The sequence below is a fragment of the Psychrobacillus sp. NPDC058041 genome (assembly GCF_042885655.1).
GTDB lineage: Bacteria > Bacillota > Bacilli > Bacillales_A > Planococcaceae > Psychrobacillus.
Map to the genome: position 1 here is coordinate 13,793 of NZ_JBHVRO010000014.1, position 13,228 is coordinate 27,020.

18 protein-coding genes are annotated in these 13,228 nt (G+C 36.0%); 16 read left to right on the plus strand and 2 right to left on the minus strand.

The features are described 5' to 3' along the window. The first annotated feature begins 10 nt into the window (after positions 1–10). The 4 genes from ACFVR1_RS17485 to ACFVR1_RS17500 all read left to right on the plus strand — a co-directional run bounded on the left by ACFVR1_RS17485 (position 11) and on the right by ACFVR1_RS17500 (position 3,321). A complete protein-coding gene (locus ACFVR1_RS17485; RefSeq protein WP_387585864.1) occupies positions 11–412 on the plus strand; it encodes a group-specific protein in 402 nt (133 codons plus the stop codon). Next, positions 413–1,105, plus strand: a complete 693-nt coding sequence (locus ACFVR1_RS17490) for a Type 1 glutamine amidotransferase-like domain-containing protein (RefSeq protein WP_387585865.1) — start codon at positions 413–415, stop codon at positions 1,103–1,105. Positions 1,106–1,251: 146 nt separating this feature from the next. After that, entirely contained in the window at positions 1,252–2,442 is a 1,191-nt protein-coding gene (locus tag ACFVR1_RS17495; protein WP_387585867.1) for an MFS transporter, read from the plus strand. 177 nt (positions 2,443–2,619) lie between these two features. After that, a complete protein-coding gene (locus tag ACFVR1_RS17500; RefSeq protein WP_387585868.1) occupies positions 2,620–3,321 on the plus strand; it encodes a potassium channel family protein in 702 nt (233 codons plus the stop codon). 178 nt (positions 3,322–3,499) lie between these two features. Here the strand turns inward: ACFVR1_RS17500 and ACFVR1_RS17505 are convergent, their stop codons facing one another. Beyond that, positions 3,500–4,129, minus strand: coding sequence for an alpha/beta hydrolase (locus ACFVR1_RS17505; RefSeq protein ID WP_387585869.1), 630 nt, complete (start codon positions 4,127–4,129; stop codon positions 3,500–3,502). A 118-nt stretch (positions 4,130–4,247) separates the two neighbouring features. Between ACFVR1_RS17505 and ACFVR1_RS17510 the strand changes: the two genes are divergently transcribed. Then, entirely contained in the window at positions 4,248–4,481 is a 234-nt protein-coding gene (locus ACFVR1_RS17510) for a hypothetical protein (RefSeq protein ID WP_387585871.1), read from the plus strand. 19 nt (positions 4,482–4,500) lie between these two features. On the opposite strand, the gene ACFVR1_RS17515 is transcribed toward ACFVR1_RS17510, so the two are convergent. After that, positions 4,501–5,409, minus strand: a complete 909-nt coding sequence (locus ACFVR1_RS17515) for a DMT family transporter (protein ID WP_387585872.1) — start codon at positions 5,407–5,409, stop codon at positions 4,501–4,503. 212 nt (positions 5,410–5,621) lie between these two features. On the opposite strand from ACFVR1_RS17515, the gene ACFVR1_RS17520 reads away from it, so the two are divergent. The 11 genes from ACFVR1_RS17520 to ACFVR1_RS17570 all read left to right on the plus strand — a co-directional run bounded on the left by ACFVR1_RS17520 (position 5,622) and on the right by ACFVR1_RS17570 (position 13,135). Then, positions 5,622–5,879, plus strand: coding sequence for a metal-sensitive transcriptional regulator (locus ACFVR1_RS17520; RefSeq protein ID WP_387585874.1), 258 nt, complete (start codon positions 5,622–5,624; stop codon positions 5,877–5,879). Between the two features lie 113 nt (positions 5,880–5,992). Further along, entirely contained in the window at positions 5,993–6,283 is a 291-nt protein-coding gene (locus ACFVR1_RS17525; RefSeq protein WP_387585960.1) for a rhodanese-like domain-containing protein, read from the plus strand. Between the two features lie 16 nt (positions 6,284–6,299). Beyond that, positions 6,300–6,596: a rhodanese-like domain-containing protein gene (locus ACFVR1_RS17530; RefSeq protein ID WP_387585961.1), complete on the plus strand. Its 297-nt coding sequence runs from the start codon at positions 6,300–6,302 to the stop codon at positions 6,594–6,596. A gap of 49 nt (positions 6,597–6,645) precedes the next feature. After that, positions 6,646–7,209 carry a sulfurtransferase TusA family protein gene (locus tag ACFVR1_RS17535; RefSeq protein ID WP_387585875.1) on the plus strand — a complete coding sequence of 188 codons (564 nt, stop codon included), beginning with the start codon at positions 6,646–6,648 and terminating at the stop codon, positions 7,207–7,209. 17 nt (positions 7,210–7,226) lie between these two features. Further along, the gene (locus ACFVR1_RS17540) at positions 7,227–7,622 is read left to right on the plus strand and encodes a DsrE/DsrF/DrsH-like family protein (RefSeq protein ID WP_387585876.1); all 396 of its coding nucleotides are present in this window, start codon (positions 7,227–7,229) and stop codon (positions 7,620–7,622) included. A gap of 69 nt (positions 7,623–7,691) precedes the next feature. After that, entirely contained in the window at positions 7,692–8,819 is a 1,128-nt protein-coding gene (locus ACFVR1_RS17545; protein WP_387585878.1) for an MBL fold metallo-hydrolase, read from the plus strand. Positions 8,820–8,853: 34 nt separating this feature from the next. Continuing rightward, positions 8,854–9,081 carry a sulfurtransferase TusA family protein gene (locus tag ACFVR1_RS17550; RefSeq protein ID WP_387585880.1) on the plus strand — a complete coding sequence of 76 codons (228 nt, stop codon included), beginning with the start codon at positions 8,854–8,856 and terminating at the stop codon, positions 9,079–9,081. 120 nt (positions 9,082–9,201) lie between these two features. Beyond that, entirely contained in the window at positions 9,202–9,978 is a 777-nt protein-coding gene (locus tag ACFVR1_RS17555; RefSeq protein WP_387585881.1) for a sulfite exporter TauE/SafE family protein, read from the plus strand. A gap of 353 nt (positions 9,979–10,331) precedes the next feature. Beyond that, positions 10,332–10,952, plus strand: coding sequence for a hypothetical protein (locus ACFVR1_RS17560; RefSeq protein WP_387585882.1), 621 nt, complete (start codon positions 10,332–10,334; stop codon positions 10,950–10,952). Positions 10,953–11,354: 402 nt separating this feature from the next. After that, positions 11,355–12,602, plus strand: a complete 1,248-nt coding sequence (locus ACFVR1_RS17565; protein ID WP_387585883.1) for an ATP-grasp domain-containing protein — start codon at positions 11,355–11,357, stop codon at positions 12,600–12,602. Between the two features lie 89 nt (positions 12,603–12,691). After that, positions 12,692–13,135 (plus strand): hypothetical protein, encoded by a 444-nt coding sequence (locus ACFVR1_RS17570; RefSeq protein ID WP_387585885.1) that lies wholly within the window; start codon positions 12,692–12,694, stop codon positions 13,133–13,135. Positions 13,136–13,228 lie beyond the last annotated feature (93 nt).

A 13,228-nucleotide genomic window follows, 5' to 3' on the forward strand; every position in this document is an offset into this window, starting at 1 on the left:
GTGATTATTCATGAAATTTTATGTAGGGTCAGGTTTTCAAAATAAAGACCAGGTTAGAGAAGTAACTGGTAAGCTTAAAAACATAGGGTGGAACCAAACGTATGACTGGACACAAAATGAACGAGCAAATAACCTTGAACATTTAATGCTAATTGGAACACTGGAAAAAGAGGCAATAAAAGACGCTGATTATACCATTATTTTATTACCTGGTGGTAAAGGAAGTCATATTGAATTAGGAATGGCTATCGCATGGGAGAAACAAATATTTCTTTACTCACCACATGGAGAAGCGATGGATATGGAAACAACAAGTACGTTCTATCACTTACCAGAAGTGAGCATTTGCACAGGAACAATTGACGAACTTATTTCAGTAATACAGGAAAATAGCAAATTGGAGGATAAATAGATGAGACAAATCATTGGTATGGGTGGCGGGGGCTTTTCAATGGAGCCTGAAAATCCTTTATTAGATCGGTATATCTTGAAGCAATCAAAGAGTGAAAGACCAAAAATCTGCTTTATAGGTACAGCTAGTGGTGATGCAGAAGGATATATTGAGCGTTTTTATAATTTCTTTCAAAAGGAAGAATGTGAGCCGGCGCATCTATCGTTATTTAAACCGCATACCCGTGATATCAAGGGATTTTTAATGGAACAAGACATCTTATATGTAGGTGGGGGTAACACGAAGAATTTGATGACGCTTTGGAAAGAATGGGAACTGGATAAAGCTATTCGAGCAGCTTATGAAAACGGAACAATTTTATCGGGCCTCAGTGCTGGTTCACTTTGTTGGTTTGAAGAAGGTGTGACAGATTCCTATGGTGGTAGGATTGAGCCTATTAAGTGCCTTGGTTTAATAGGTGGGAGTCATTGTCCACATTATGATGGAGAGGGAAATTACCGTTCTGCTTATAAACGTCTTACTCAAGAGAAAGTAATAAAAGGTGGATATGCTGCAGATGATGGAGTTGCTCTACATTTTATCGATGAAAAATTACATACAGTGGTAAGTTCTCGTCCACAAGCAAGTGGATATCGTGTGGATAAAGGTAAAGAAGAAAAGTTATCCACAACATATTTAGGTGCAGAAGTTTAATAAACAGATTGTAGAGAAAAGCGTATAATTACATGAACAAGTTGAGATTATTGAAGAATTGAACCTAGAAGTGAGTAAACTACAAGTATTAATGGAAGAGATAATAACTAAAAAAATTCGATAAATGATTCTAAAGAGGCGATCTATTGAAGGAGTATATTCAAAGAGGAACAAATGAATTTAAAAAAGTAAATTTTGCATTATTTGCAGCTGGGTTTATTACATTCGCTAATTTATATCTCACGCAACCGGTTTTGCCTGAGTTTGCGAAAGAATTTCATATTTCCCCTACTGTAGCAAGTTTATCGTTATCCCTCACAACTTTTGCATTAGCTATAAGCCTTGTAATATTTGGATCTCTTTCGGAAGCTTGGGGTCGTAAACGACTGATGACTATTTCGATCTTTTCTGCTTCTGTATTAACGCTAGTCATTGCTTTTTCTTCAAGTTTTGAAGTTATTCTTGTTTTGCGGGTTATACAGGGGATCACGTTTGCTGGGCTCCCGGCTATTGCAATGGCTTATTTAGGGGAAGAGGTAGAGCCAAAGAGTCTTGGGATTGCAATGGGGCTTTATATTAGTGGAAACTCTGTTGGAGGATTAGCTGGCCGTATTATTATGGGGACGATGACGGATTTATTTAGCTGGAAAGTCGGTATGATTTTTCTTGGTATATTAAGTCTGACGATGAGTATTTATTTTGTAATCTCATTGCCGAAATCCCGTCATTTTGAGCCAAGAAAGTTACAATTACGCGCTTTAACCAGCTCGCTTCTAGCTCATTTGAAGGATCCAGGTATGCTTAGTCTGTATGTTATAGGTTTTACGTTAATGGCGAGTTTCGTTTCATTATATAACTACATTAGTTTCAAACTGCTTGGGCCTCCTTACTCGCTTAGTACGACAATTGTCGGCTGGATTTTCATAATCTATTTAGTAGGGACATTCAGTTCAGCGTGGCTAGGTAGTCTCGCTGATCGATATGGTAGACGAAAGATGTTGCTTGTTGGAATCGGCATTATGTTTTTTGGTGCATTAATTACGCTTAATATTAGTTTAGTTATCAAAGTTATTGGTATTACAGTTTTCACATTTGGATTTTTCGGAGCACATTCCATTGCAAGTGGTTGGGTTAGTAAAAGGGCGCAACATGATAAAGCGCAAGCTTCTTCGCTTTATTTGTTCTTTTATTATTTTGGCTCCAGTATCGGTGGGACTGCTGGTGGTGTTTTTTGGTCAAAATTTGGTTGGAACGGTGTTGTAGGTTTAATATCCTCCTTTCTTTTCGGAGCAGTTGTTCTTTCTCTATGTCTAAAAGGATTTTTCGAAAATGAATGAAGCCCACGAATAACAAGTTGTATTTTCTATCTAAATCATTGCGCACTGCCATTAGCGGTGCTTTTTTATAAGAAAATATAAGGGCGCGTGTATTTTTCTCAAAATAAACAATTAATCCAACGGTAAAATGAAATGATGGTAAAGGGTATAAAATATAAAGCCTAGGTGGATATACATATGAAAAAAATTGTCATTGTTTATGAAGTATTTATGCTTATTTTAGTTATTGTTTCTTTATTCTTTGCATTTTCGAGAAATGAACAATTAATTGTTTACGATCGAATTATTTGGATAATTTTTGTTCTAGATTACTCATTTCGATTCATTCGTTCGGATAAGAAGTGGGTTTATATTAAACAACATCCATTTGAACTAATCGCCATAGTTCCTTTTGATTCAGTTTTCCGAGCTGCGAGATTCATTCGTATTTTTAGAATCCTTCGATTGCTTAGTATAGGTTCACGCTTTTTAAAACCAATTTACAGTATCCTTAATACTAATGGTTTAGATAAAATTCTTATGCTTGCGGCTATCCTGTTGTTTGTTGTCCCTATCCCAATTATTATAATTGAACCTTCAATTAATACCTTTTCTGATGCATTTTGGTGGGCAATCGTAACTACAACAACAGTAGGTTATGGGGATATTTCGCCAACCACTTCATTTGGTAGATTACTAGCAGTTGTTTTAATGTTAACGGGTATTGGTATCATTAGTACACTAACTTCCTCTATTACGAGCTATTTTAGTAAGGATAATGAACTTACTCATGACAAGAAGGTATTAGAAATAATAAAATCAATTGAAAATGTAGGAAATCTCGACAAAGAAGATATAGAATTAGTTCAATTATATTTAAAAAGAAAAATGGCTAAATAATTTTCAGTCAATCTCCACAACAACTAGTATCCTCGCGCCATCTAGTTGTTTTCAAGGTAGAATTGGATACTCTGAAATAGTAATTGGTCTCTCTAATCCATTTGTTGTAAGAGCAATCTATTCTATTTAATGGACTATAGATAAAAAGGGGACTTATAAAAAAGTCCCAAGCCATGTATTAATTCTCTTTCAAAAACACTACTAAATCTTGAAGATTCTCTGGTGTTACCCCATGGCCGTCTTCGTATGTTTTGAACGACACATTTGCGCCATGTACCTCAAAGTAATTTTTGCTTTCCAAACCTAATTGAGATGGAATCACGTAGTCATAGTCCCCGTGTGAAATAAAAATATTTAAATGATCGACAGGATGCTTACTATATTCATCTTTCACAAAGTCAGGTAAATAACCACTTAACGCAACAACACCACTAATTACACTACCCATCGTTAATGCTAAAGTTTGTGCTAAAACCGCACCTTGACTAAAGCCGAGTATGTATATATGGTCCAAATGAAGATTGTATTCCTCAATAGCCTCATATATAAAAGATCGAATATAGGTGACCACTTTATCAAATATTTCACGATCTGGCTTGTCTTCTCCATCAGTTGTGAAAAAAGCATAACCAGGTTTAAAAACAATAGGTCCACGTAAACTAAAAATATGATGGGTTTTCTCGAATTCTTTAACAAGTTGTGGCAGATCATCTTCATTGCTTCCCATACCATGTAATAAAAAGATGGCAGGTTGTCGTTCTCCCTCCATTTGCGGAGCTGTATGCTTATATGTAAAAGGCGATTTCATTTATACTCTTCCTTTCAGACTTTATGTAAGTTCATTTTATCATAAGTGATGGAAATGCCTTATAAAAGGAAAGGTTTTGGATACCCTAATAAAAATGGATTGTTAGGAGATAGAAGTCGTGAAAGAATTTAAGGTGACTTATTTCTACGATGAAAATTATTATATAAGAAGGTTTATATTTGTGGAGTCTCAAGAAAAAGCAGAAGAGTTAGTTCAAAGTGAACGAGATAGATACATTTCTTTTCGAGATAGCAGAGGAATTTATCATGAACTAAATACTCGGGATGTTCGTGTAATTCAAATTTCAGAATACCATAGAATCGATAAAAGCAAAAAAGGTACCAGCGAGTAGTGCGCGCTGGTACCTATACTTATGGATGTTGAATTCTTTTTTTGATTAATATATTTTCTCTTTTTCCATAAATATTTACGAGTATTACACTTGAAATAGCTACAACTCCTCCGACAATGGAGATAGATGCAGGTAACTCATGGAGCAATAACCAAGAAACGATAATGGCCACAACTGGTTCCGCGTATAACATGTTGGATACTGTACTAGCATTCCCAAGCGAAAGTACATAAGCCCATGTGATATACGCAATAGCTGTTGGAAAAATACCTAAATAGATTACTGAAAAGTTTGCTTCCATCGATGCATGTTGGATTTCTTGAAAAAGACCTGGTATAAAAATAAGAAATGGCAAAGTACCAGCCCATGTAAAATATGCAGTTAACTCAATTGGATTGTACTTTTTCAATAAAGGCTTTTGAAACACGAAAAATATAGCTGTTGATAATGCTGCAAGAAGAATTAAAAATACACCTTTGGAAATTCCAGAAGATGAATTACCGGTTCCTAGCGCAATCATCAAAATACCGATAAATCCCAAACCTAAGCACGTCCAACCAATTTTGCCTAAGCGCTCTTTTAGCACGATCACTGCAATGATTGTAGTAAATATAGGAGTAGAACCAATAAGCATTCCGGTTGTTCCTGCAGAAACAGTGAGTTGTCCAAAAGTATTACTTATATGATAAACACTAATTCCAATCCATCCAATTAGTAAAATCTTTAATATATCTTCCTTTTTCGGTAAAGAAATTTTTTTGCCTGGTAACAAAGCTATCACCCCAAATAGGAAGGATGCTAATACAAAACGAACTAATACTAAATGACCTGCAGAATATCCACCGTGTAAACCTGAACTAATAGCGGTAAAAGTGGACCCCCAAATGACTACGGTTATAGATGCTAAAATAAATGCTTTCAAATTCAATATTCCCACCATACTTTCTACTACATTGAAACATAATAAAAACAACTAATCTTACAACAAAAATTAGTAGAATACAATATATTGATGAAGAACATATTCAGAAAGTAAGCACCGTGAGAAAGTTATTAATCTTATGGTGTTGACAATATACCTATGTGGGTATAATATGATTCTTGTAAGTTGATAACCTTTTTGGAAGGAGGTCATCCGAGATGTATGATGCAAAAACAGTAAACCGTGTCAAACGTATAGAAGGTCAATTACGAGGAATTTTACGTATGATGGAAGAGGGTAAAGATTGTAAAGAAGTGGTTACACAGCTTTCGGCAGTTCGTTCTGCGGCGGATCGTACAATTGGTGTGATTGTGAGTAATAATCTTTTAGAGTGCGTACAAAACGCAGAGGGTAATTCAGAAAAAGTGAATTCAGCTATCCAGGAAGCGATGAACCTAGTTGTAAAGAGCCGCTAAAACGGCTTTTCTATTTAGAAAAAATAATACCCTTATAGGTATTTGGAGAGGAGAAGGTTTAATTGGAATGGATTTTTATCGTAGTAATCGCAGCTTTCTTCGTTTGGAGGATGATGCCGTCTAAAGGTGTTAAAACGATTACGACAACAGAATTAAAAAATATATTGAGCGACCAAGATAAAGTATTTGTAGATGTAAGAACTCCCGCTGAATATAAATCGCGAAATATTAGACAGTTTAAAAACATACCATTAGGTTCTTCCTTTAGTAAATTACCGAAGGACAAAGAAATCGTTGTTATTTGTCAAAGTGGGATGCGCAGTAACAATGCTTGCAAAGAGTTAAAAAAATTAGGTTTTGAACATGTAACAAATGTACGTGGTGGCATGAGTGCATGGAATTAAAAGGAGGACAAAGATGATGAAAGAGATTACAGCAAAAGAAGTAGAACAAAAGTTAGCGAATGGAGATGCTTTACAAATAATTGATGTACGAGAAGTGGATGAAGTAGCTGCAGGTAAAATCCCTGGAATAACTCATATCCCGCTAGGTTTATTAGAATTTCGTATGAATGAATTGTCTAAAACCGAACCTTATATTATGGTATGTCGTTCAGGCGGTAGAAGCGGAAGAGCTACACAATTTTTAGCAGATCAAGGTTTTGATGTAACGAATATGATTGGTGGTATGCTTGCGTGGGAAGGCGAAGTCCACTAAAAAAATTTCGGTTAAATAATACCCATAGTGGTATAAAAGGGGAATGGAAATGAGTTTAAAGGTAGATTTTACGTTAGATGCAAAGGGTCTCGCTTGTCCGATGCCGATTGTGAAAACCAAAAAAGCAATGAACAATCTAATAGATGGACAAATTTTAGAAGTAGAAGCGACAGATAAAGGATCTAAAGCTGATCTTGCAGCATGGTCTGAATCAGTAGGTCATCAATATATTGGGGCCACTGAAGAAGGAGATGTATTAAAACATTATATCCGTAAATGTTCAAATGATGAAATTGTTGAAAATCTATATGATCATATCATTCAACTAGAAGAGTTATCAGCAAAAGCTATAGATGGCGGCATTATTTTAGATGTACGTGAAGCAGCAGAATATGCTTTTGGACATATTGAAGGGGCTAAGTCTATTCCTATCGGTGAACTGGAAGTTCGAATGAACGAATTAGAAAAAGATCAGGCAATCTATGTAATTTGCCGAACAGGAAAACGCAGTGATTTAGCAGCGCAAAAGCTAATGAATAGCGGTTTTACAAAAGTATGGAACGTGATACCTGGCATGACACAATGGACAGGCGAAGTTAAAAAATCAATCTAAACTTGGAGGAATAAACAATGACAAACAAAGTAGCAATTATCGCAAGTAACGGTGGCCTTTTTGACGCGTATAAAGTATTTAATATCGCAACAGCAGCAGCAGCAACCGATAAAGAAGTAACTATCTTTTTCACATTCGAAGGATTGAATCTAATTCATAAACAAGGAATTCATGCACTTCCGATGCCTGAAGGACGCGAAGCAATTGCAGAAGGATTTGCTAAAGCTAATGTTCCAGGTATTCCAGAATTAGTAGAGATGGCGCAAGAATTAGGTGTGAAGTTCATTGGTTGTCAAATGACGATGGATGTAATGGGCTTAACTAAAGAAGATTTCGTTGATGGAATAGAAGTTGGTGGAGCGGTTACATTTTTAGAGTTTGCAAAAGATGCATCGCCAACACTTACGTTCTAAACAATTTTAGAGGGGAATGATTCCCCTCTAAAAAAATCGAAAAAATAATACCTACGGGGGTAAATTGAAATGACTTTATATATATGGACAGCAGAACAAGTAGCAAAAAAAGTGATTAATAATGAAGAATTATTCATTTTAGATGTGCGAAACGTGGATGCTTTTGCAGAATGGAAAATTGATGGACATAAATTTGAGTATTTAAATATTCCTTATTTTGAACTTTTAGATGGGGTAGAAGTAATTCTTCCGCAAATTCCAAAAAACAAACCTTTGTTAGTTGTCTGTGCGAAAGAAGGGTCATCCATCATGGTAGCGGAAATGTTGTCGGAGGAGGGACTAGATGTTGCATATCTTCAAGGAGGAATGAAATCTTGGAGTGAATATTTAGAACCAGTAAAAATAAGTGATCTTGAAAATGGCGGGGAGCTATATCAATTTGTACGTTTAGGTAAAGGATGTCTTTCGTATATAGCCATTTCAAATGGGGAAGCAGTAATTATTGATGCCACACGCATGGTTGATGTATATACTAAGTTTGCATCAAATAAACAAGCGAAGATTACACATGTATTTGATACACATTTACATGCAGACCATATTTCAGGCGGTCGTCATATTGCAGTACAAACTGGTGCAACTTACTATTTGCCTCCAAAAGATGCGGAGGAAGTTGTTTTTGATTACACACCTTTAGTGGATGGAACAGTAGTAAAAATTGGGGACACAACGATTGCAATTCAAGCGTTGTATTCACCGGGCCATACAATTGGCTCAACGTCTTTTATTGTAGATGAGAAATTTTTATTAACAGGTGACATTTTGTTTATTGATTCGATTGGACGTCCTGACCTAGCTGGTCTTGCAGAGGACTGGGTTGGGGATCTTCGTGAAACACTTTACGCTAAATATCGTGAGCTCTCAAAAGAGTTAATCGTTTTACCTGCACACTTTATGATGATTGATGAATTAAATGACGATGGAACAGTAGCAAAACGATTAGGTGATTTATTCGCTGAAAATCATGGTTTAAATATCAATGATGAAGGAGAATTCCGTAGTATTGTAACAGACAATTTACCACCACAGCCAAATGCTTATCAAGAAATTCGTCAAGTGAATATGGGTAAAGTTTTACCATCAATAGAGGTACAAACAGAAATGGAAATAGGACCAAATCGTTGTGCAGTACGTTAAATGTCAAAAATGATAAGATGAAGGAGAGTAAAATATGAATACAACTAAGGCAATAGATGCTCGAGGATTAGCTTGTCCAATGCCAATCGTTCATACGAAAAAGGCGATGGATACAATTGAATCTGGTGAAATATTAGAGGTTCAAGTGACAGATAAAGGTGCATTAGCTGACATTCCAGCTTGGGCTGCTTCAGGTGGTCACACTGTTTTGAAACATGCACAAGAAGATGGCGTTTTAAAATTTTGGATTCAAAAAGCATAAAAATAGAGAGTAATGAAATGGATGGTAGGACTAGAAAATCGTTGAAAAAGGTAACACTCCCGCTGGAAGGGAGCAGTTTCAACGATTTTCTGCCCTTTTCCTAGATAGGAGTTTGAAATTATGGATATAGCATGGATTATCACCATCTTTTTACTTGGATTTGTAGGCTCATTTATATCGGGTTTGCTTGGTATTGGTGGAGCAATTATTAATTTTCCAATGTTATTGTACGTTCCTCCATTGTTAGGATTTACTGCTTTCACTGCACATGAAGTTTCTGGTATTAGTGCACTTCAAGTATTATTTGCATCCATTTCGGGTGTATGGGCATACCGAAAAGGCAATTATTTAAATAAATCCCTTATTATTCATATGGGAGCAGCCATTTTAACAGGTAGCTTTGTAGGTAGCTTTAGCTCACATGCTTTATCGGAAGCTAGTGTGAATATCGTTTATGGTGTGCTTGCTCTTATAGCTGCCATTATGATGTTTGTCCCTAAGAAGAAAGTTGATGATGTTCCGTTAGAACAAGTGACATTTAATAAACTGCTTGCTGCGATTTTAGCATTTATTGTTGGCGTTGGTTCAGGAATTGTGGGAGCTGGAGGGGGCTTCTTATTAGTACCAATTATGCTTGTTGTTTTAAGAATCCCAACAAGGATGACGATTGCAACAAGTTTAGCGGTCACCTTTTTTTCCTCCATTGGTGCTACAATTGGAAAGGTAACTACAGGACAAGTTGAATATTTGCCAGCTATAATTTTAATAATCGCAAGCTTAATTGCGGCCCCTCTCGGAGTAAAAATGGGCAAACGTATAAATACAAAAATACTTCAAATGATTTTGGCAGTGCTCATTTTGTTCACAGCTATTAAAATTTGGATGGATATTCTATAATAGCAGCAACTTGAAGTAGCAAATGCTTCAGGTTGCTATTTTTAAAAAGACAAGTAAGAATATTAATTACATGAACAGGTTGATCTCCGCTGCAGGCGGACGCTTTCCAGGGGGCAAGCATCAAGCCGCTTCCGGCCCCGCAGGAACACAGGAAAGGAAGGAAGGCTAAGGGCGCCTCGTCCTGAGGCGACGCCTTCATGACCAACATCGTGTTGGCCCAGGAGACTGAAGCCATGCCCGCGAAAAGCGTCCGTCAGAGCGAAAATCAACGATATTTCTACGGTTACTCTTCTTAAAAGGATCGGGCGTCTTTTGCCAGGTTTTTCTTAAATTGAAAGGAGTGGAGGGAGAGTTTGGCTGCAACGGAGTGGTATAGAATATTCTCGTTGACGATTCCTTCAACTTGGATTGCTTTTATCTTAGCGACAGTATTAACAGGTATAGTCATATATTTTAAATTTAATAAAGAGACTTCTAGTCAATTTGGCGATTTTGTTTTTATGTTTATTTTAGTATGGAAATTTAGCATTGTACTTACTGACTTTTCAAGTATCATCAAACATCCATGGATGATCCTATACTTTTCGGGAGGGAGAACGGGTGTATATATAGGTGTAATGGGGGTTATTCTCAATTTATTTTATCGCCAAATACAACATAAATCGTTACCCTCGAATGGAGCATTAGCTTTAGCTTTTATAAGTTTTTATAGTAGTTTTGCAGTACTAATTGTTTTATTAAATCGATCATCCATTCTAGACACTGTCCTGGTATTAATTGTTGCTATACTAATGGCCTTATTAATGTTGAATTATAGGGGAACAATCCATCTGGTTTTACCTTTTTTACTTGTTTATTGCATTTTGCATCTTATACTTCGTGAAACTATTTTTAGTACTACTATGATTACAGCTTTCCTATTTGGAGCGGCACTCTTTTTATTTGGAAAGGGATTTGGAGTTACTGATGAATAATCAGATAAAAAATAAAAGAATCGAGGGTGCTGCAGAAGTGTCATTCTAATTTACTGAATTTTACTACATATAATTGGATTTAGCGAGGCTTCGAGACTCCTGTGGGATATGCGAGATATACACAGCACGAAGCTCCTAATAGGAGGGAAGGCTTAAGACGCCTCATCCTGAGGCAACGCCTTCATGACCAACATCGTGTTGGCCCGAGGTTTGTCTTTCGTCACGTGGAAAACGAATGCCAGAGAGCTAAATCCAGCCCTTTCTGCCAAACGCTCCTCAAGCACTTACACGGTAATATTGTAGCCAATATGTTGAACAAAGTACTTGGGGAGAAGTGGAAACATACACTTAAGGGCACTTGCACAAATCCTTATAACATGCATATTTTATAGAGAAGAGTATATGGATAAATGGAAGGATACTGGAATGAAAACAATCGTCTTTATAGGAAGTAATGAGTTTGGGACAAGTAGAGAAGCTCTTACTATTGCAAGAGAAATGGGATATTGGGTTGTTTTATTTACAGATAAAAGAAAGCTCATGACGCTTAACCTCGAAATATCAGAAGTAAATCAGCTTGTTTTCATGGAAAAACTAATGGAGGAAAAAGAAGTAATTGACCGGATTGAAAAGTTAAAGATAGAAGGTAAACAAATTTGTGCATGTGTCAGTTTTATCGATCCATTTGTTTCTTATGCTGTTAAAATTGCTAACCAATTATGCTTGGCACAGATTTCCGTAGATTCATTATACTTAATGGAAGATAAAATAAAGGTTAGAGAAAAGTTAGCAAATCTCCCTATTACCCCTTCTTATGCAATTTTTAAAAATGATGATTCCCTAAATGAATTTGTAAAAAAATATAAAACATTTTCCCCTTTAATTATAAAACCCCCCATTTCCAACGGATCAAAGGATGTATTGTTAGTTGATACCATGGATATGTTTGAGGAAGCTATCATGCTAATACAAAAAAAACATTCAAAAAGCTCCATATTAATAGAGGAATTCTTAATAGGACCACAGTATCTTATTGAAATTATTGTTTACAACAATGAAGTTAGAATTGTTGGGGTAGTGGAGCAGGAAGTTATGTACAATGGAAGATTTATTGTGAATGGTTATAAGTTTCCTGCAAAAGTAAATGCGAATGACTATGAAAAACTCTATGTATCCATTTTAAGTATCATTGAACAAATAGGACTTACTAATGGCTCTTGTCATATAGAGATGAAACTCGTTCAAGATGAATGGAAACTAATTGAGATTAATCCTCGAATGTCAGGAGGGGCAATGAATCGAATCATTGAAGAAGGAACAGGAATTAACCTAGTAAAAGAAATATTAAAAATGTATTTAGGGGAGGAGCCTACATTTACACAGACAAGACAACTCTATGTGTACGCTAGATACTTAACGATAGGATCGAGAGGCAGACTACTCAAAGTCACTGGTAAAGAACTAGCGTTAATGCATGATGGGGTAAAATACGTTTATATTAAGCCTCTAAAAGGTAAAATCCTAACCAGTCCATATTCTATGGGAAATCGTTATGCCTGTATCATTGCTGCATCTGAGTCAGATGAACAGGCAAAGGCTATAGCATTGGCAGCAGCAAAAGAAATAAAATTTTTTTTAGTTCCCGCATAAAAGAAAACTATGGGTGAAGTGGTCAAGTCTTTAACCCGTACTAAGTTCATAAAGCGTAATATTATAAGAACAAAGGAGTAAGGAGGGAGTTGAATAGTAAATTGGGTGGCAACAAAGAAAGTAAACACATCTTATGTGAAGCACTTATAGAATTAAAATCATTTCAGGACTTATTAAAAAGTTCCCAATCGAAATATTTTGGTAATTTACTTGCGAAAATAATTGGCAGTGATACAATCCCCTTCTTCTTAGTAACGAAAAAAGGAGTCCATTTAAGTCAAGTAGATCCGAGTGGGTATCTTGAAACAAAATATTTTCGAATCGAGTCTATTGATAGTGAAAATTGCCGCATAACAATTACATTACTACGTCCTTTAGATGTTGAAGGAAACTATACAAAATCAAATTACGATGTGGTTCGATTGGAGAAAACATCCGCACGTAAAGTAATTGATCTATCTACTATAGGTGCCATTCAACCTTTAGATACTGAATTGTTAAGAAGGAAAATAATTATAGAACCAAAATGGTAAAGAGCTCACCAAAAGTTATTCGGTGGCACTTAAAAATTATCATTCTATTAATCTTAGTAAAATAGGAGCTCCTACACTAGCTCTTCTCAGAAA